The 17,290-nt window shown below is 69.2% G+C and carries 19 protein-coding genes and 2 tRNA genes; 10 read left to right on the top strand and 11 right to left on the bottom strand.

All coding sequences use genetic code 11. From position 1 onward, the window contains the following. Positions 1-70: 70 nt before the first annotated feature. Positions 71-952 (bottom strand): NAD(P)-dependent oxidoreductase, encoded by an 882-nt coding sequence (locus tag ACFPMG_RS09535; protein ID WP_376994909.1) that lies wholly within the window; start codon positions 950-952, stop codon positions 71-73. A 383-nt stretch (positions 953-1,335) separates the two neighbouring features. Here ACFPMG_RS09535 and ACFPMG_RS09530 point away from each other — a divergent pair, with 383 nt between their 5' ends. Further along, complete coding sequence (locus ACFPMG_RS09530) at positions 1,336-1,566, top strand: SMc00767 family acetate metabolism repressor (RefSeq protein WP_094301980.1); 231 nt, start codon at positions 1,336-1,338, stop codon at positions 1,564-1,566. Positions 1,567-1,729: 163 nt separating this feature from the next. After that, entirely contained in the window at positions 1,730-1,918 is a 189-nt protein-coding gene (locus ACFPMG_RS09525) for a hypothetical protein (RefSeq protein ID WP_376994908.1), read from the top strand. Positions 1,919-1,934: 16 nt separating this feature from the next. Here ACFPMG_RS09525 and ACFPMG_RS09520 read toward each other — a convergent pair whose 3' ends face one another. Continuing rightward, entirely contained in the window at positions 1,935-4,025 is a 2,091-nt protein-coding gene (locus ACFPMG_RS09520) for a hybrid sensor histidine kinase/response regulator (protein ID WP_376994907.1), read from the bottom strand. Positions 4,026-4,327: 302 nt separating this feature from the next. On the opposite strand from ACFPMG_RS09520, the gene ACFPMG_RS09515 reads away from it, so the two are divergent. After that, positions 4,328-4,717, top strand: a complete 390-nt coding sequence (locus ACFPMG_RS09515; RefSeq protein WP_376994906.1) for a carboxymuconolactone decarboxylase family protein — start codon at positions 4,328-4,330, stop codon at positions 4,715-4,717. 3 nt (positions 4,718-4,720) lie between these two features. Here ACFPMG_RS09515 and ACFPMG_RS09510 read toward each other — a convergent pair whose 3' ends face one another. The 4 genes from ACFPMG_RS09510 to ACFPMG_RS09495 all read right to left on the bottom strand — a co-directional run bounded on the left by ACFPMG_RS09510 (position 4,721) and on the right by ACFPMG_RS09495 (position 6,742). After that, complete coding sequence (locus tag ACFPMG_RS09510; RefSeq protein ID WP_376994905.1) at positions 4,721-5,134, bottom strand: hypothetical protein; 414 nt, start codon at positions 5,132-5,134, stop codon at positions 4,721-4,723. A gap of 122 nt (positions 5,135-5,256) precedes the next feature. Next, positions 5,257-5,333: transfer RNA gene (locus ACFPMG_RS09505), tRNA-Pro, on the bottom strand. Positions 5,334-5,539: 206 nt separating this feature from the next. Next, positions 5,540-5,616, bottom strand: a tRNA-Pro gene (locus tag ACFPMG_RS09500). A 109-nt stretch (positions 5,617-5,725) separates the two neighbouring features. Further along, on the bottom strand, positions 5,726-6,742 hold the full coding sequence (locus ACFPMG_RS09495) for a polyprenyl synthetase family protein (RefSeq protein ID WP_014241195.1): 1,017 nt from the start codon (positions 6,740-6,742) through the stop codon (positions 5,726-5,728). A gap of 110 nt (positions 6,743-6,852) precedes the next feature. Here ACFPMG_RS09495 and ACFPMG_RS09490 point away from each other — a divergent pair, with 110 nt between their 5' ends. From ACFPMG_RS09490 to ACFPMG_RS09480, 3 genes are read left to right on the top strand one after another with little or no spacing between them, the layout of a single operon-like run. Then, the gene (locus tag ACFPMG_RS09490; RefSeq protein WP_014241194.1) at positions 6,853-7,068 is read left to right on the top strand and encodes a putative signal transducing protein; all 216 of its coding nucleotides are present in this window, start codon (positions 6,853-6,855) and stop codon (positions 7,066-7,068) included. A gap of 2 nt (positions 7,069-7,070) precedes the next feature. Further along, positions 7,071-7,814 carry a tRNA1(Val) (adenine(37)-N6)-methyltransferase gene (locus ACFPMG_RS09485; protein WP_376994999.1) on the top strand — a complete coding sequence of 248 codons (744 nt, stop codon included), beginning with the start codon at positions 7,071-7,073 and terminating at the stop codon, positions 7,812-7,814. A gap of 51 nt (positions 7,815-7,865) precedes the next feature. Then, positions 7,866-8,738 (top strand): S49 family peptidase, encoded by an 873-nt coding sequence (locus ACFPMG_RS09480; RefSeq protein ID WP_432706624.1) that lies wholly within the window; start codon positions 7,866-7,868, stop codon positions 8,736-8,738. Between the two features lie 167 nt (positions 8,739-8,905). Here the strand turns inward: ACFPMG_RS09480 and ACFPMG_RS09475 are convergent, their stop codons facing one another. Further along, entirely contained in the window at positions 8,906-9,133 is a 228-nt protein-coding gene (locus ACFPMG_RS09475) for a type II toxin-antitoxin system HicB family antitoxin (RefSeq protein ID WP_014241191.1), read from the bottom strand. A 193-nt stretch (positions 9,134-9,326) separates the two neighbouring features. On the opposite strand from ACFPMG_RS09475, the gene ACFPMG_RS09470 reads away from it, so the two are divergent. The 3 genes from ACFPMG_RS09470 (at position 9,327) to glyS (ending at position 12,665) form a co-directional block, all read left to right on the top strand. Then, positions 9,327-9,596 carry a hypothetical protein gene (locus ACFPMG_RS09470; RefSeq protein ID WP_376994904.1) on the top strand — a complete coding sequence of 90 codons (270 nt, stop codon included), beginning with the start codon at positions 9,327-9,329 and terminating at the stop codon, positions 9,594-9,596. 89 nt (positions 9,597-9,685) lie between these two features. Then, the gene (locus tag ACFPMG_RS09465; RefSeq protein ID WP_014241189.1) at positions 9,686-10,573 is read left to right on the top strand and encodes a glycine--tRNA ligase subunit alpha; all 888 of its coding nucleotides are present in this window, start codon (positions 9,686-9,688) and stop codon (positions 10,571-10,573) included. A 4-nt stretch (positions 10,574-10,577) separates the two neighbouring features. After that, the gene (glyS, locus tag ACFPMG_RS09460) at positions 10,578-12,665 is read left to right on the top strand and encodes a glycine--tRNA ligase subunit beta (protein WP_376994903.1); all 2,088 of its coding nucleotides are present in this window, start codon (positions 10,578-10,580) and stop codon (positions 12,663-12,665) included. Positions 12,666-12,868: 203 nt separating this feature from the next. Here the strand turns inward: glyS and leuA are convergent, their stop codons facing one another. From leuA to ACFPMG_RS09440, 4 genes are all read right to left on the bottom strand, one after another. Next, positions 12,869-14,566: a 2-isopropylmalate synthase gene (gene leuA, locus ACFPMG_RS09455; RefSeq protein WP_376994902.1), complete on the bottom strand. Its 1,698-nt coding sequence runs from the start codon at positions 14,564-14,566 to the stop codon at positions 12,869-12,871. 390 nt (positions 14,567-14,956) lie between these two features. After that, positions 14,957-15,679, bottom strand: a complete 723-nt coding sequence (locus tag ACFPMG_RS09450) for an LrgB family protein (RefSeq protein ID WP_038526571.1) — start codon at positions 15,677-15,679, stop codon at positions 14,957-14,959. After that, on the bottom strand, positions 15,676-16,050 hold the full coding sequence (locus ACFPMG_RS09445; protein WP_376994901.1) for a CidA/LrgA family protein: 375 nt from the start codon (positions 16,048-16,050) through the stop codon (positions 15,676-15,678). The genes ACFPMG_RS09450 and ACFPMG_RS09445 overlap by 4 nt, the downstream gene beginning before the upstream one ends. A gap of 75 nt (positions 16,051-16,125) precedes the next feature. Beyond that, complete coding sequence (locus tag ACFPMG_RS09440) at positions 16,126-16,797, bottom strand: alpha/beta hydrolase (RefSeq protein WP_376994900.1); 672 nt, start codon at positions 16,795-16,797, stop codon at positions 16,126-16,128. Positions 16,798-17,006: 209 nt separating this feature from the next. Here ACFPMG_RS09440 and ACFPMG_RS09435 point away from each other — a divergent pair, with 209 nt between their 5' ends. Then, positions 17,007-17,213 (top strand): hypothetical protein, encoded by a 207-nt coding sequence (locus tag ACFPMG_RS09435; protein WP_038526580.1) that lies wholly within the window; start codon positions 17,007-17,009, stop codon positions 17,211-17,213. Positions 17,214-17,290 lie beyond the last annotated feature (77 nt).

Raw genomic sequence — 17,290 nt, 5'->3', positions numbered from 1 at the left:
TGAAATCGGTGTCGATTTTTGCCCGCGTGTCCCGCGCGTCGCGTTCAAGCGAGCGCCCCTGCCCCTCCGTTCAGCGCGTCAGCCGCGTCATCAGGCTGGAGGTGTCCAGCCGGTTGCCGCCCATCGCCTGCACCTCGGCGTAGAACTGGTCGACCAGGGCGGTGACGGGCAGGCTGGCGCCGTTGTCGCGCGCCTCGCCCAGGACGATGCCCAGGTCCTTGCGCATCCAGTCCACGGCGAAGCCGAAGTCGAATTTGCCGTCCAGCATGGTCTTGGCGCGGTTGTCCATCTGCCAGGACTGGGCCGCCCCCTTCCCGATCACGTCCACGACCTTGTGCCCGTCCAGCCCGGCCTTCTGGGCGAAGGCCATGCCCTCGGCCAGACCCTGGAGCAGCCCGGCGATGCAGATCTGGTTGACCATCTTGGTCAGCTGGCCGGCGCCCGCCGGACCCATATGGGTGACGGAGCGACCGTAGCAGGCCATCAGCGGCTGGGCACGGGCGAAGGCCTCGGCGTCGCCGCCCACCATCACCGTCAGCACCCCGTTCTCCGCCCCGGCCTGCCCGCCGGACACCGGCGCGTCGAGGAAGAACAGGCCGCGCGCGCGGGCCAGTTCGGCCATCTCGCGCGAGACGGTGGCGGAGACGGTGGAATGGTCGGCGACGATGGTGCCGGGCTTCATGGCGCCCATCGCCTCGCCGGCCACCGCCCGCACGTCGTCGTCACCCCCGACGCAGAGGAAGACCACCTCGGCCTCGCGGGCGGCCTCGGCCGGGGTGGCGGCGCTGGCGCCGCCGAAGCGGGCGGTCCAGGCGTCGGCCTTGGCGGCGGTGCGGTTGAAGACGGTCACCCGGTGGCCGCCCCGGACGGCCAGATGGCCGGCCATGGGAAAGCCCATCGTGCCAAGCCCCAGAAAGGCGACGGAGCGGGAAGCGGTCGCGGTGTCGGCCATGGTCCTGTCTTTCTTCGTTGTATCGGCTGCGGATCGTTTTTTGTCGGCGACCGCCTTTCTGTCGGCGTCTGCCCTTGGACCGCAAAGCTAGGCCGGGAGCGCGCCCCGATCAAACGCCGTCCGTCGAACGCAGCGCGATTGAAGCGCGACGGGGTCCTTCCCCCATCCGGCATCCCCGGGCAGCGGCACTCTGCCGCGGGAGGCATGACTCTTTCGAACGAGGTTGTCTTGCCGCGCCCTTGCTACCGGCGCGTGATGTGTTAAGACGTTGAATGCCGGGTTTGCAGCGCAGCACCCGGCCATGCCGGCGCAACGGCGCCGGTGAACCAGGGCAGAGCCGGGGCCGCAAGACCCGGGCCGGAGAACAAGGGAAGGATAGCCGCATGACGAATCAGCCGGGTTTCCAGGATGCGCCGCCGGACGAGCGTTCGAACCTCACGGACGAGCAGGAGAGCGCCATTCGCGTCCTCGCCAACAGCCTGCACCGCCTGAACGACGCCGTCGTCAAGGCCGTGGAAGCCGGCGTGACGGTCGAGCTGATGCGCACCGCCCGCTATCACAACGCGACGGGCAACTGGGGCGACCAGCTCACCCCGATGATCCGCACCAAGTAAGCGGCTCATCCCATCCGACCGGAAGGCCTCCCGCCCGAAAGGGCAGGGAGGCCTTTTCCTTTTCGGCGTTTCCCATCCTGCCCGATCGATGTTCCTGCCGCGCGGCGGAACCGCGGCGCCCTTCACCGGTTCCTTCCTTTTGGCCCCCAGCAAGGAAACGGTCATGAAGGACGCTCAGAACCACCCCCCGCAGCGTCAGGGGCAGCGTCAGGGCATGAACGACCGCGAAGCGTTCTGGCGCATGCATTGCCTGTCGGAACCGACCTTCACCGACCTCACCCACGGCATCTTCCTGGGGCTGATCTGGTCGGCGGTGCTGTGGGCGCCGATGTTCATCAGCGTTCTGCTTTGACCCTTCCGTCCGGTCGTCAGACGGCTTTCGCGGTGCGCAGCAGGGCGCGGACGCGGGCGGCGAGCTGGTCCGGGGTGAAGGGCTTGGGCAGGACGGCGGCGTCGGCCTTGAGTCCGGTCAGCGATTCGGGGCTGTAGCCGGAAATCAGCAGAACCCGGATGCCGGGCCAGCGCTCCTGGACCCGGCGCGCCAGATCGATTCCCGACACGCCGTAGGGCATCACCACGTCGGTCACGATCACGTCGAAGGCCGCGTCCTGCTCCAGGATCTCCAGAGCGGCGGCGCCGTGGTCGGCGGTCACCACCTCGAAGCCTTCCTGGGTCAGCCCCTCCACGGTGGCCATCAGGACCAGCGCGTTGTCCTCGACCACCAGCAGGCGCACCGGGCCGGCCGACGGCGCCTCCGCCGGGTCCGGCGCCGCTTCCGGTTCCGGCGTCCGGCCGGACACCGGCAGGGTGATTCGGACGACCGTGCCGCGGCGCGGCGCGCTGGAGATGGTCGCGTTGCCGCCCGACTGCCGGGCGAATCCGTAGACCATCGACAGGCCCAGACCCGTCCCCTTGCCGTGCGGCTTGGTGGTGAAGAAGGGCTCGAAGGCGCGGGCGGCGACCTCCGGGGGCATGCCGCCGCCGGTGTCGGTGATCTCCAGAACGGCGAGCGGGCCGTCGGGCGCTTCCTCCTGCCGGACGGCGATGCGGATGCGCCCGCCCTCCGGCATCGCGTCGCGGGCGTTGACGACGAGATTCAACACCGCCAACTCCAGCTGGACCGGGTCCACCTCCACGCGCAGCGGGGCGCTGGGAAGCGCCCAATCCAGCGCGATGTCCGCCCGGATCGAGCGTTCCAGCAGATTGGCCATGGCGCGCAGGCCGTCCCCCAGATCGATCACCTTGGGGTCCACCGCCTCCTGGCGCGAGAAGGCGAGAAGCTGCCCGGTCAGCGTCCGGGCGCGCTCCAGCGCGGTGAGGGTGCCGTCCAGATAGCGCGTTCCTTCCGCCGGGAGATGCCGTTCCATCAGATGCAGGTTGGCCAGGGCGGCGGTCAGCAGATTGTTGAAGTCGTGGGCGACTCCTCCGGTCAACTGGCCCAGCGCCTCCAGCTTCTGCGACTGGCGCAGCGCGTTCTCCAGGGACTCGCGGGCACGGGCCTCTTCGGTCCAGCGGCGGACCGCCCGCATCTCGCTCTGCGCGCGGCGCAGCGCCAGCAGGGTGATGCCGACCAGAGCCAGCATCGCCGGCACGGCGAAGGCGGCGTACAGAAGCATGTTGCGCGCCCAGCCGGCCCGGATCTCGGAAATCGGAATGCCGTAGGTGACGTAAAGCGGATAGGGTGCCACGTGCATGAAGCCGTTGAGCCTCGCCACGCCGTCCATGCGGCCCCGCGTGCGGAACACACCCTCGGCCTGCCCGGCCGCCATGACGCCGAGCAGATTGCTGTCCGCGCCATGGCGGGCCTGCCGATCGCCCATCGAGGGGAAGCGGACCAGGACCGAGCCGTCGCGGCGGACGAGGGAGATCGACTCCTGCTGGCCGGAAACGACGAGCTGGTAGAAATCCACCAGATAATCGGTCAGCACGGCGGTCAGCAGCACGCCGTTGAACGGCCCTTCGGGTCCACCCGCAGCGGCGCGGCGGCGCGTGACGTTGAATTGCCGCTTGCCCGATCCGCGTCCCGTGATCGCCTCGCTGACGAGGATGCCGGCGTCACCGGCCGCCTGGATGCGGAAATACTCCCGGTCGCCGACGTTGATCGACGGGGCCGGGAACAGGCGGTTGTCGTTGCGCAGCGTGCCGTTGGGATCGATCAGACCGACGACGCCGATCTGTGGAACCTCCTCGACCAGCGTCCTCAGATAGCCGTGCAGATCGTCGGAACGGCCGATCTCGTCCCAGCTCATGCCGGTGGTCCGCTCGTCCAGCCGGTCCAGGACCTGCTCGACCGTGTCGAAGACCTTCTGCATGTGCTCGTGCAGAATCAGCACGGTCTTGCGAATGTTGCGCTCCGCCTGCGCTTCCTCCTCTTGAAAGTCGCGCCAGGCGATGGCGGTGAACAGCAAGGCGGGGACCAGGACGGAGGCCACCAGCAGGATGCGCAGAAGGCGCACCATTCTCGCTGATTCGGTTGCCAGGGCGGAGAGGTAGCGAAGAGGCATGGCCTGCGGTGTCGGAGGCGGGGAAGGCGATCACGGGTGGCGGTGGGGCGGGGCGCCATGCGCGGGCCACCGTGGTCCAGAAGCTATGCCGGTCCGTGGCAGCCGGAGCAACCTCGACTTTCCGGCGGCCCTATGACTTTCAGCGGAGGACGCCATGGGGGTATGGCCTCCCCATGGCTCCGCAGGGCGGAACCGGAGACAATGCCGGAGCAGCGGACTTCCTCATGACCGTTCAACCTGCCGCGGAGAGCACCATCATGCCCCTGAAACCCATCGAGCACGCCGACGCCACTCCCGACGTGCGCGCCGTCTACGACGACATCAAGACGGCCCGCAGCGTGCCGGACGTCAACAATTTCTGGAAGATGGCCGCCCACCACCCGCCCACGCTGAAGCGCACCTGGGAGAGCCTGAAGGAGGTGATGGCCCCAGGCGCGCTGGACCCGTTGGTGAAGGAGATGATCTTCGTCGCGGTCAGCGTGACCAACGGCTGCGACTATTGCATCCGCTCGCACGAGGCGGCGGCACGCCGCGCCGGCATGACCGACGCCCAATTCGGCGAGCTGATGGCCGTCATCGGCATGGCCAACGAGACCAACCGCCTCGCCAAAGGCTATCAGGTGGAGATCGACGAGGCCCTGAAATAGCCGTCACGCGATGTCGTCGAGGGCGTCCTCCAGCGACGGGTAGATGCCCTCGGCCAGCGAGCCGTCCACCCGCACCGGCCGGGGCAGGACGGCCACGGCGTCCAGCGCGCCGCGCAGCGTCAGGCCGGTGACCTCCACGAAGCCGCCGCGGTTGCCGTAGCGCCCGGCGGTCCATTCCGCCCGGTCGGGGTCGCCGGACAACCGTCCGTTGCAGGTGATCATTTCGTGGGTGTCGTCGCCGCCGCGCCGGTTCCAGGCCATGCCGCCGCCCACGCCGCCTCCGATGTCGCGGGGGCGGAAGCCGTGGGGCTGGAGCAGGTCGCGCACCGCGCGGGACACCACAATGGCCTTGGGGTCGATCTCCGTCCCCACCGGGCCGCCCGCCGCCTGGGGTTCCTGTCCGATCGCCTGTTCCATGGGTCCGCTCCCCGTCTTGTGTCGCTTCCAAAGGGACAACAGGCGGGAGCGCGGCCTGTGCCGCAGCGGCGGAGCGGAAAAGCGAAAGGGCCGATGCGTTGCCGCATCGGCCCTTTTCGTATTGGTCGGAGAGAGAGGATTCGAACCTCCGGCCCCTGCCTCCCGAAAGCAGTGCTCTACCAGGCTGAGCTACTCTCCGGTCCAGTCGGTGCCGCCGTTGCCAGCGTCGCCGTGGAGCGGGTGTATAGACCCATTGCCTGCGGGCTGCAATGGGAATAAGCGGCATTTGCGGAATGTTTTTTTGCCGGGGCCGCGAAAGCCGGTGCGGAGGCCGCTGCAACGGCTGGTTGGCCGGGCCGGAAAAGCGAAAGGGCCGATGCGTTGCAGCATCGGCCCTTTTCGTGTTGGTCGGAGAGAGAGGATTCGAACCTCCGGCCCCTGCCTCCCGAAAGCAGTGCTCTACCAGGCTGAGCTACTCTCCGGTCCGTCGGTGGCGCCGTCGCCAGCGTCACCGTGGGCCGCGTATATAGCCGCTCGATCCGGGGGCTGCAACGTGAAAATCACCCCCGGCGGCGAAAAAGTTCCCGAAGCTTAGAAATCGCGCTCGATCACGAAATCCAGCACCTCCAGCAGGGCGGCCTTCACCGGCGTGTCCGGGAACAGGCCCAGCGCGTCGCGCGCGATGGAACCGTAGTGGCGCGCGCGCTCCACGGTGTCCTTCAGCGCGTTGTGCTTGGCCATCAGCTCCTGGGCGCGCTCCAGGTCACCCTCCTGCTGGTCCAGCTCCTCCATGGTGCGACGCCAGAAGGCCCGCTCCTCGTCGTTGCCGCGGCGGAAGGCCAGCACGACCGGTAGGGTGATCTTGCCCTCGCGGAAGTCGTCGCCGACCGTCTTGCCCAGCTTCGCCTGCTTGGCCGAATAGTCCAGCACGTCGTCGACGAGCTGGAAGGCGATGCCCAGGTTCATGCCGTAGTCGTAGAGGGCCAGCTCCTCCGCCTGCGGGCGGGCGGCCACCACGGCGCCGACGCGGCAGGCGGCGGCGAACAGCTCCGCCGTCTTGGCCTTGATGACCTCCAGATAGGCCTGCTCGCTGGTCTCGGTGTCGTTGGTGGTGCGCAACTGCAGCACCTCGCCCTCGGCGATCACCGCGGACGCCTTGGACAGGATGCGCAGCACGTCCAGCGACCCGACCTCCACCATCAGCTCGAAGCTGCGGGAGAACAGGAAGTCGCCGACCAGCACGCTGGCCTTGTTGCCGAACACCGCGTTGGCCGAAGCCAGCCCGCGGCGCAGGTCGCTCTCGTCCACCACGTCGTCGTGCAGCAGGGTGGCGGTGTGGATGAACTCCACCACCGCGGCCAGCATCTTGTGATCCTCGCCCTTGTAGCCGCACAACTCGGCGGCGGCGAGGGTGAGAACGGGGCGCAGGCGCTTGCCGCCGGCGGCGATGAGATAGCCGGCAAGCTGCGGGATCATATCGACGGACGAATGCATCCGCTGGACGATGATCTCGTTCACCGCGCTCAGGTCATCGGCCACCAGGGCGGTCAGATCGTCGAGCGGGGTGGACTTCCGCCGTTTCGGCTCGAGGTTGGTCACGACCGCCAAGGTCGACTCCAATGATGATTGACGTGACGAATTCCGGCAGGGAGCATAACGGCATAGCCTCTTCGGTCAAGTCCGCAAGGCGAATAAGGGCACAGAACAGCCGGGATTTCATGAAGGAACTGCTGCGCACCACCGATCCGGTCCGTCTGAGCTGGCTTCTCGCCCTGCTGACCGACGCGGGAATCGAGGGGATCGTGCTGGACACCCACACCAGCATCCTGGAGGGTTCCATCGGCGCGATCCCGCGCCGCCTGATGGTGGCGGAGGAGGATCATGCGGCCGCCTGCCGCCTGCTGCGCGACGCCGGGGAGGAGCTGGGGGCGTGACGATGGAGAGCGACGCGGCGTTCGACACGCTTCTCGACGGGCGCGTCCGCCTGCACCAGCCGCAGGCCGGCTACCGCGCCGCCATCGACCCGGTGCTGCTCGCCGCCGTCACCGCCGCCGGGGCGGGGGAGCGGGTGCTGGACGTCGGCACCGGCACCGGGGCGGCGGCGCTGTGCCTCGCCGCCCGCGTGCCGGGTGTCGTGGTCGTCGGGCTGGAGAAGCGGGCGGAGGCGGCGGCGTTCGCCCGGCGCAACGCCGCCCTCAACGGGCTGGAAAGCCGGGTGGGCGTCCTTGAGGGCGATCTGCTGGCCCCGCCGCCGGAGCTGGTTCCCGGCACCTTCGACCGGGTGATGATGAATCCGCCCTATCTGCGCGCCGGGGCGGCCAGCGTGCCGCCCGACCCCTGGAAGGCCGCGGCGAACGTGGAGGGGGAGGCGGGGCTGACCGACTGGGTGCGCTTCGCCGCCGTCCTGCTGAAGCCGCGCGGCACGCTGACCATGGTCCATCGGGCCGACCGGGTGGACGAGATCCTGGCCGCCCTGCACGGCGCCCGATTCGGCTCCCTGACGCTCGTCCCGCTCTGGCCGAAGGCGGGGGAGGAGGCGCGGCGCATCCTGCTGGCGGTGCAGAAGGGGGGGCGCTCGCCGGCGCGATTCACCGCCGGGCTGGTGCTGCATGGCCCCGATGGTGCCTATGGCGGGCAGGCGCAGCGGATTCTGCGCGACATGGAACCGCTGATCGCTTAAGCCAACGCTTTCAATCCGGCGTCAGCGCCACCATTTCAACCGGCGATGAACATGACGAAGCTGCTCGCCAAACTCCCGTTCGGCCCCTGGCGCGACGCCGGGCCGATCGTGTCCGTTCTCCGCCTGTCCGGTGTCATCGGTCAGGCCGGAGCCTTCCGCCAGGGCCTGACCATGGCCAACATGGCCGGGCTGATCGAACGCGCCTTTGCGCCGAAGGGTCAGGCGGCGGTGGCGCTGGTCGTCAACTCGCCGGGCGGCTCGCCGGTGCAGTCGGCGCTGATCGCCAAGCGCATCCGCGACCTCGCCACCGAGAAGAAGGTGCCCGTCTTCGCCTTCTGCGAGGACGCGGCGGCGTCCGGCGGCTATTGGCTGGCCTGCGCCGCGGACGAGATCTGGGCGGACGAGAGCAGCATCCTGGGGTCCATCGGCGTGGTGTCCGCCGGCTTCGGCGCGCACGAGTTCATAGAGCGCTACGGCATCGAGCGGCGGCTCTACACCGCGGGCGACAAGAAGGTGATTCTCGACCCCTTCTCGCCGGAGCGGGAGGACGGCGTGGCCCATCTGAAGGCGATTCAGGCGGAGATCCACGACGCCTTCAAGGCGATGGTGCGCGACCGCCGCGGCGCCCGCCTGTCCGGGGCGGAGGAGGAACTGTTCTCCGGTGCCTTCTGGGCGGGGCGGCGCGCTCTGGAACTGGGGCTGATCGACGGCATCGGCGACCTGCGCAGCGTGCTGCGCGGCCGCTTCGGCGAAAAGGTCCGTCTGCGCGTGGTGCAGGAGGACCGGCGCTGGTTCCGCCGCATGGGCTTCCGCGTGGATGCGCCGGTGGGCACGGCCGCGCTGGACCGTCTTGCGGCGGACCTCCCCGCGGCGGCTCTGTCCGCCGTCGAGGAGCGCGCGCTCTGGTCGCGCTACGGCCTCTGAGTTTTCGGCGGGTGGTCGTATCGGGCCCCCTCCCTAACCCTCCCCCGCTGCGCAGGGGAGGGGATTGAGGGTCGTGCAGCGGAGTTCCCTCCCCTGCGATAGCGGGGGAGGGTTAGGGAGGGGGCCAAGTGCGAGGGCTTATGCCCCGTTGAAAAAATTCCGGACTCTCACTGGGTGACTTCGCGCAGGCGCTCCGACGGGGGCGGGACCGGCTCGCCGGTGCGGCGGGCGTTCTCGATCCAGGCGGCGATGGCGTCGAGCGCCGCCGTGCTGGCGTCGGCGGGGGTGGCGCCGCCCGCGGTGCAGCCCGGCAGGTCGGGCACCTCGGCCACATAGCCGACACCCTGTTCCGGGGGCAGGGGGCGGACGATGACCGGATAGGCGCTGGCGTTCATGACGTTGCGTCTCCTCTGCGCACGGTTTTCACCCATTAGGTGCCGCTTCCGCTGCGGACGACAAGGATTCTTTGCGCTGGACGGGCGCTTCTTTCGATGTTCGATCCATTTTCGACGGTTCAACCGTTCGAGGTGCGTTCGGGGTGAAGGCGGCTCTTGACCGGGCGGCACCGCACCCCCTAATCCTCCTCCCATGTTCAGTCTCTCCAAGATCCTGTTCCTGGTCCTGGTGATCGGCGCCGTGTGGTTCGGCTGGCGCTGGTACAACCGCGTCGGCGCGGTCGGGCGGGAGCGCCTGCGCGAGCGGGAACGTCGCGGCTCCGGAAAGCCCACCTCCACTGGCGGCGGGAACTCGCCCCGGGTGACCGCGGAGGACATGGAGAAGTGCCCGGAATGCGGCGCCTACGTCGCCCCGCGCTCCGCCGTGGCCTGCGGCCGGCCGGTCTGCCCTTACGGGCGCTGAACCTGCAACCCTTGGCGGGCGCTTGATTCCGGGAATACCGCCGCGTATCGTGCGGCGCGTTTTTCCACACCAATCATAAGTGACCGCCGATGGCCTCCCCGAGCGGGTCTTCCCAAGACAGCCGCGGCCTGTCCTTTCAGGCCCTGATCCTCAAGCTCCACCAGTTTTGGTCGGAGCAGGGCTGCGTGATCCTCCAGCCCTACGACATGGAGGTGGGTGCGGGCACCTTCCACCCGGCGACGACGCTGCGCGCGCTTGGCCCGCAGCCGTGGAAGGCGGCCTATGTGCAGCCCTCGCGCCGCCCGAAGGATGGCCGCTACGGCGAGAACCCGAACCGGCTCCAGCACTACTACCAGTATCAGGTGATCCTGAAGCCCTCGCCGGCCAACCCGCAGGAGCTGTATCTGGAAAGCCTGAAGGTGCTGGGCATCGACCCGTCGCTGCACGACATCCGATTCGTCGAGGACGACTGGGAGAGCCCGACGCTGGGCGCCTGGGGCCTCGGCTGGGAGGTCTGGTGCGACGGCATGGAGGTCACCCAGTACACCTACTTCCAGCAGGTCGGCGGCATCGAGTGCGACCCGGTCGCGGTCGAGCTGACCTACGGGCTGGAGCGTCTGGCGATGTATGTGCAGGGCGTGGAGAACGTCTACGACCTGGACTTCAACGGGCAGGGCGTCAAATACGGCGACGTGTTCAAGCGCGCCGAGGTCGAGTATTCGGCCCACAACTTCGAGCACGCCAACACCGACATGCTGCTCCAGCATTTCAAGGACGCCGAGGCGGAGTGCCAGTCGCTGATCGCCAAGGGCGTCGCGCTGCCGGCCTACGACCAGTGCATCAAGGCGTCGCACCTCTTCAACCTGCTGGACGCGCGCGGCGTCATCAGCGTCGTGGAGCGCGCGGCCTACATCGGCCGCGTGCGCGCGCTGGCGAAAGCCTGCTGCGAGGCGTGGATCGCCGGGGGGGCCAAGTAAGATCATGCCCGAACTTCTAATCGAATTCTTCTCCGAGGAAATCCCGGCCCGCATGCAGGCGCGGGCGGCGGACGACCTCAAGCGCCTCGTCACCGAGAAGCTGGCCGCCAACGGCTTGAGCTTCGACACGGCCGAGGCCCATTCCACCCCCCGCCGCCTCGCGCTGGTGATCGACGGCCTGCCCGAGCGCACCGCCGACGTCCGCGAGGAGAAGAAGGGGCCGCGCGTCGGCTCGCCCGAGCAGGCGGTCGCCGGCTTCCTGAAGTCCGCCGGCCTGACCAGCCTCGACCAGTGCGAGCAGCGCGACACCGGAAAAGGCGTCTTCTACTTCGCCGTGGCGGAGAAGAAGGGCCGCGCCACCGCGGAGGTGCTGGCCGAGATCATCCCGGCGGTCATGGGCGACTTCCCCTGGCCGAAGTCGATGCGCTGGGGCACCGGCACGGTGCGCTGGGTGCGCCCGCTGCACTCGATCATCGCGCTGTTCGGCGGCGCGGTGCTGGAGGGCTCGTTCGACCTGGGCGGCGCGCAGGGCAAGCTGGCCTTCGGCAACAGCACCCGCGGCCACCGCTTCCTGTCGCCGGACGCCTTCACGGTCACCGACTTCGCCGACTACAAGGCCAAGCTGCGCGCCGCCCACGTCGTGCTCGACCGCGCGGAGCGCAAGGCCAAGATCAAGGCCGACGCCGAGGCGCTCGCCGCGCAGGAGGGGCTGACCCTCTCCCCCGACGACGGGCTGCTGGAGGAGGTTGCCGGCCTCGTCGAATGGCCGGTCGCTCTGGTCGGCACCATCGACGAAAAGTTCATGGATGTGCCGTCGGAGGTCCTCATCACCTCCATGCGCACGCACCAGAAGTATTTCGCGCTGCTGGACAAGGCCGGGACGATGGCGCCGCGCTTCGTCGTGGTCGCCAACACGGTGACGGCGGACGGCGGCAAGGCCATCGTCGCCGGCAACGAGCGCGTCCTGCGCGCCCGCCTGTCCGACGCCAAGTTCTTCTGGGACCAGGACCGCAAGACGAAGCTGGAAGACCGCGTGTCCAAGCTGGGCGCCATCACCTTCCACGCCAAGCTCGGCACAGTGGCGGAGAAGGTCACGCGCGTCCAGGTGCTGGCCGCCGAGATCGCCCGCGCCATCGGCGCCGACGCGGACGCGGCGACCCGCGCCGCCCTGCTGTCCAAGGCGGACCTCGTGACCGAGGTGGTCGGCGAGTTCCCCGAGGTCCAGGGCATCATGGGCCGCTACTACGCGCTGGGCGAAGGCGAGAACCCGGCGGTCGCCGAGGCCATCGCCGAGCATTACAAGCCGCTCGGCCCGTCGGATTCCTGCCCGACGGCTCCGGTGTCGGTCGCCGTGGCGCTGGCCGACAAGCTCGACACGCTGGTCGGCTTCTTCGCCATCGACGAGAAGCCCACGGGCTCCAAGGACCCCTACGCGCTGCGCCGCGCCGCGCTGGGCATCATCCGGCTGATCCTGGAGAACGGGCTGCGGCTGAACCTGACGCAGCTGTTCAAGGCCGCGCACGGCGCCTACACGGTCGGCGGCTTCGCCGCCGCCGATGGCGTCGCCACCGACCTGATGGCCTTCTTCGCCGACCGCCTGAAGGTCACGCTGCGCGACCAGGGCGTGCGGCACGACCTCGTGGACGCGGTGTTCGCGCTGGGCGGCGAGGACGATCTCGTCCGGCTGCTGGCCCGCGTGAAGGCGCTCCAGACCTTCGTCGGGTCGGAGGAGGGGGCGAACCTGCTCGCCGCCTACAAGCGCGCCAGCAACATTGTCCGCATCGAGGAGAAGAAGGACGGCAAGGCCTACGACCAGCCGGTCGATCCGGCCCTGCTGACGCTCGCCGAGGAAAAGGACCTCTACGGCGCCCTGTCCGCTGCCGGCGAGACGGCCCGGCCGCTGCTGGCGCAGGAGGACTTCACCGGCACCATGGCGGCGCTGGCCCGCCTGCGCGGTCCGGTGGACGCCTTCTTCGACAAGGTGACGGTGAACGCCGAGCAGGCCGACCTGCGCGCCAACCGCCTGCGGCTGCTCAGCCAGATCCGGGCGACGCTGAACGCGGTCGCGGACTTCTCGCGCATCGAGGGGTGATGGGGGAGGGGGCTGTTCTGGTTGCCCCCACCCTCCCCACTTCGTGGGTCCCCTCCCTCCCCCGCTGCGCAGGGGAGGGCCGAGTTTCCCTCCCCTGCGCAGCGGGGGAGGGTCAGGGTGGGGGCCCGTCTCGGACACTCCCCATCCACCCAACAAAAAAGGGGCGCCCCAGCCGGGCGCCCCTTTTCCTTTTCCCCAATCCCTTACCGCGAGGCGCGGTTCGCGGCGCTGACCAGGGCGCGCAGCGAGGCGGTCACGATGTCCGCGTCCATGCCGACGCCGAACAGCGTGCGCTCGTCGTTGGTCTTCACCTCGACATAGGCGCAGGCCTGGGCGTCCTCGCCCTCGCCGACGGCGTGCTCGCGGTAGTCCACCACATGCAGGTCGATGCCGGCCCCCTGGCGCAGCGCGTCCAGGAAGGCGTCGATCGGACCCTTGCCCGAGCCCTTCAGCGTGCTGACCACGCCATCGCGCGACACGACCACGTTCAGCACGCGGGCGCCGGAGTTCGGGCCGCGCGGCTCGGTCGAATGCTCGATCAGGGCCAGCGGGGCGTCGATGTCCAGATACTCGGCCTTGAAGGCGTTGTGGATGTCGGCGGGGGCCAGCTCCTTGCCGGTCTCGTCGGCGATGCGCTGCACCGTCTTGGAGAACTCGATCTGCAGGCGGCGCGGGATCTGGATGCCGTAATCCTTCTCCAGCACATAGGCGATGCCGCCCTTGCCCGACTGGCTGTTGATGCGGATCACCGCCTCGTAGCTGCGGCCCAGGTCCTGCGGGTCGATGGGCAGGTACGGAACCTCCCAGGTGCCGTGGTTGGACTTGGCCAGCGCCTTCAGCCCCTTGTTGATGGCGTCCTGGTGCGAGCCGGAGAAGGCCGTGAAGACCAGCTCGCCGGCGTAGGGGTGGCGCGGATGGACGGGCAGCTGCGTGCAGTATTCGGCGACGCGGACGATCTCGTTGATGTCGTCGATGCGCAGCTCCGGATCGACGCCCTGGGTCAGCAGGTTCAGCGCCAGCGTGATGACGTCCACGTTGCCGGTGCGCTCGCCGTTGCCGAACAGGGTGCCTTCCACGCGGTCGGCGCCGGCCAGCATGCCCAGCTCCGCCGCCGCGACGCCGGTGCCGCGGTCGTTGTGCGGGTGCAGGGAGATGATCGCCGCGTCGCGGTTCTTCATGTTGCGGCAGAACCACTCGATCTGGTCGGCGTGGATGTTCGGGGTCGACATCTCCACCGTCGCCGGCAGGTTCAGGATGACCTTGTTGGCGGCGTCGGCGCCCCAGGTCTCCATCACCGCCTCGCAGATCTCCAGGGCGAACTCCAGCTCGGTCCCGGTGAAGCTCTCCGGCGAATATTGCAGGACGATCTCGGTTTCCGGATGCTCGGCGGCCAGCTGCTTGATCAGCTTGGTGCCGGCGACGGCGATGTCGACGATGCCCTGGCGGTCCAGCCCGAAGACGACGCGGCGCTGCAGCTCCGAGGTCGAGTTGTACAGGTGGACGATGGCGCGCTTGGCGCCCTTGATGCCGTCGAAGGTGCGGCGGATCAGCTCCTCACGGGCCTGGGTCAGGACCTGGATGGTCACGCCGTCGGGGATCTTGCCGCCCTCGATGATCTCGCGGCAGAAGTCGAAATCGGTCTGCGAGGCGGCGGGGAAACCGATCTCGATTTCCTTGAAGCCCATCTTCAGCAGCGCGTCGAACATCGCGCGCTTGCGGTCCGGACCCATCGGCTCGATCAGCGCCTGGTTGCCGTCGCGCAGGTCCACCGAGCACCAGACCGGCGCCTTCTCGATGGTCCGGTTCGGCCACTGGCGGTCGGTCAGCTTCACCGGGGCGAAGGGGACGTACTTCTCGTGCTTGGCAGAGGTGGCGGCGGCGGGGGTGGCGATGTGGTTCATGACGCTTCGTGATCCCTTGGGAGCCCCGGGTTTCGCTGCGGGGCGTTGTCTCGTGTCGTGTGGGGACCGGCGGGACTACGGTCGCCGAGCTGCCGGGCGGCTCAGCGACCGTTCCTAAGTCGCAGTCCCGGCCCCAGCCGGGAGACACGCTTCACCCTGCAAGGGCGCGTGCCGAATGGGCGCGTGCAACAGGTGCTCATGGGAAAACTGACACTTCGACCAGGGAACAGGGCAGACGAACGCAGACGACCCGGACGCTCAAAGCGCCGGGGTGATAAGTCGCAGAAGGGCGTTCGTGTGGTCGATGCGAGTCATGGGCCACACTCTGCGCAGGCAGGCTTGCTCTGTCAAGCCACGATTCCATGAAATCTTCTGTCGCAGGACAGGACCTTACGTGAAGAACAGCCGGTAGAGGACCGGCAGAAGGATCGCCGTCACCAGCCCGTTCAGCCCCATGCCCAAGCCGGCGAAGGCCCCCGCCACCTCGTTGACCTGGAGGGCGCGGGCGGTGCCGATGCCGTGGGCGGCCACCCCCAGGCCGAAGCCGCGCGCCCGCCAGTCCGTCACCCGGACGAGGTTCAGCACCCAGGTGCCGAAGGAGGCGGCGATGATCCCGGTCAGGATCACGAAGACCGCGGTCAGGGACGGCAGGCCGCCGATCTGCTCCGACACGCCCATGGCGATGGGGGAGGTCACCGACTTCGGCGCCAGCGACAGCATGGTGCGCTCCGACGCGCCCAGCGCCCAGGCGATGGCGACGGCGCTCAAGGCCGACGCGGCGGAGCCGGTCAGCAGGGCGACCAGCAGCGCCACGGCGGAGCGGCGGACCTGCTGGAACTGGCGGTAGAGCGGGACCGCCAGCGCGACCGTGGCGGGGCCGAGCAGGAAATGCACGAACTGGGCGCCGTCGAAATAGGTGCGGTAGTCGATCCCCGCCACCATCAGCGTCGCGGCGATCAGCAGCACCGCGATCATCACCGGGTTCAGCGCGGGCCGCCGGCCGAACCGCTCGAACACCCACATTCCCGCCTGATAGGCGGCCAAAGTCAGGGTCAGGCCGGCGAGCGGGCTGGCCGAGAGATAGACCCAGATCTCGTGGAAATCGGGGCTCATGACGCGTCCTCTCCATTGCCGGTTTCGGCGTCGGGGCCGCGGCGGCTCAGCACGCTCATCACCCAGGCGGTCAGCGCGACGCCGATCAGCGTGCTGCCCAGCAGGGCGGCGGCGATGGGCAGGGCCTCCGCCTCCAGCCGGTTCAGGTGCGCCATCACCCCGACGCCCGCCGGAACGAAGAGAAGCGACAGGTGGCGCAGGATGCCGCCCGCCGTCTCTTGCAGCGGCTCCGGCACGCCGCCGCGGACCAGCAGGCCGACGAACAGCAGGACCATGCCGAGCACCGGCCCCGGCACGGGCAGATGCAGCAGGCGGGCGGTCAGTTCCCCCGCCAGCTGGCAGGAGAGAAGAAGGGTCAGGGTGCCGAGCATCGGCAGGCTCCGGGCTTTTCGGGGAGGTGGCCGCAGCCTAATCCCGGAGGACGCCGTGGGGGGAGAGGATATGCCCTACCGCGCCAGCAGTTGAGCCTTGAGCCAGTCGCGCACCTCGCGGCAGACGGCCTCGGCGGTTTCGTCCAGGCAGTGGCCGGCGCCGGGCATCAGGACCAGCTTCTTCGGCTCGCGCGCCATGCGGTGGACGTGGATGGAGCACATCGGCGTCAGCACCTCGTCGGCCTCGCCATGGACCAGCAGCACCGGGCAGCTGAGGTCCGCCACCGCGTCGGTCCCCAGCCCCTGGGTCGCCAGCGTCACCACCGTGCAGACCGCGCCGCGGTTGGAGGCCGCGGCCTGGATGGCCACCGCCCCGCCGAAGGAATGGCCGACCAGGGCGACATGGTGGATGCCCATCCGGCCCAGGAAGGTCAGGCCGCACAGCGCGTCGTAGACCGCCTCGTCCAGCGCGCGCGGGTTGCGGTAGCGGACGCGCAGCGAGGCAATGCCGTCCGGCCTGAGATCCTCCGCGAGCCGCGGATAGAGTCCATGGGCCGGCGAGTCGAAGCCGCCGCCGACGCCGCCCAGCCAAATGACGCCCAGCGTTCCCGCCGCCTTGTGCCCGTCTGGGTGGCCATCGGGTGCGGCGTAGAGGCGGGCGTCCACGGTGCCGCGGTCGGTCTCCAGGCGCACGGGGGCGAACCCCTCGTCCACGATGTCACCGATCTGCGCCGACAGGAGCGGCATGGGTGTTCTCCGGCTTGCCAAGGTCTTGCGGGGATTAACAAGCCACCGGGCATCTCTGTTGCTCTGGAGTGTTGCTTTGGAACCTCGCCGCACCGTCTCCGGTTGTGCCGAGAGGCGGTTCGCGACACGGACCCCGCGATCAGGGCCGCGCGCAAAGCCCTGCAGCGCCGGGCGCCGCCGATCCGACAAACCACACCGGGAGAAACCCTATGTCCCGCAGCAACCGCGACACCGAGCAGGAAAAGCACCAGTCCGGCGGCGCCGGAAAGGCGGCCAAGTCCGGCCATGAGGACCCGGACAAGGCCGCCGGCAACAAGCCCGGCCAGAACCAGTCCAGCGGGCAGGGGCGCGAGCGCGGTTCGGGCTCCGGTGGGTCCCGCGGCGCCTCCGACGAGCAGCGCAAGCGGGACGGCTGACCGCCGCCGCTTCCGCGACGAACCCCCGGCCCGGCTGTTGGCGTCGGGAAAAGCCGTGCAACTGAAAAGAAGTGCGA

It is taken from the genome of Azospirillum himalayense (assembly GCF_042657465.1).
In the GTDB taxonomy this organism is placed as follows: domain Bacteria; phylum Pseudomonadota; class Alphaproteobacteria; order Azospirillales; family Azospirillaceae; genus Azospirillum; species Azospirillum himalayense.
The sequence above is the reverse complement of the archived record's forward strand: the minus strand, read 5'-3'. Positions and strand labels throughout refer to the sequence as shown.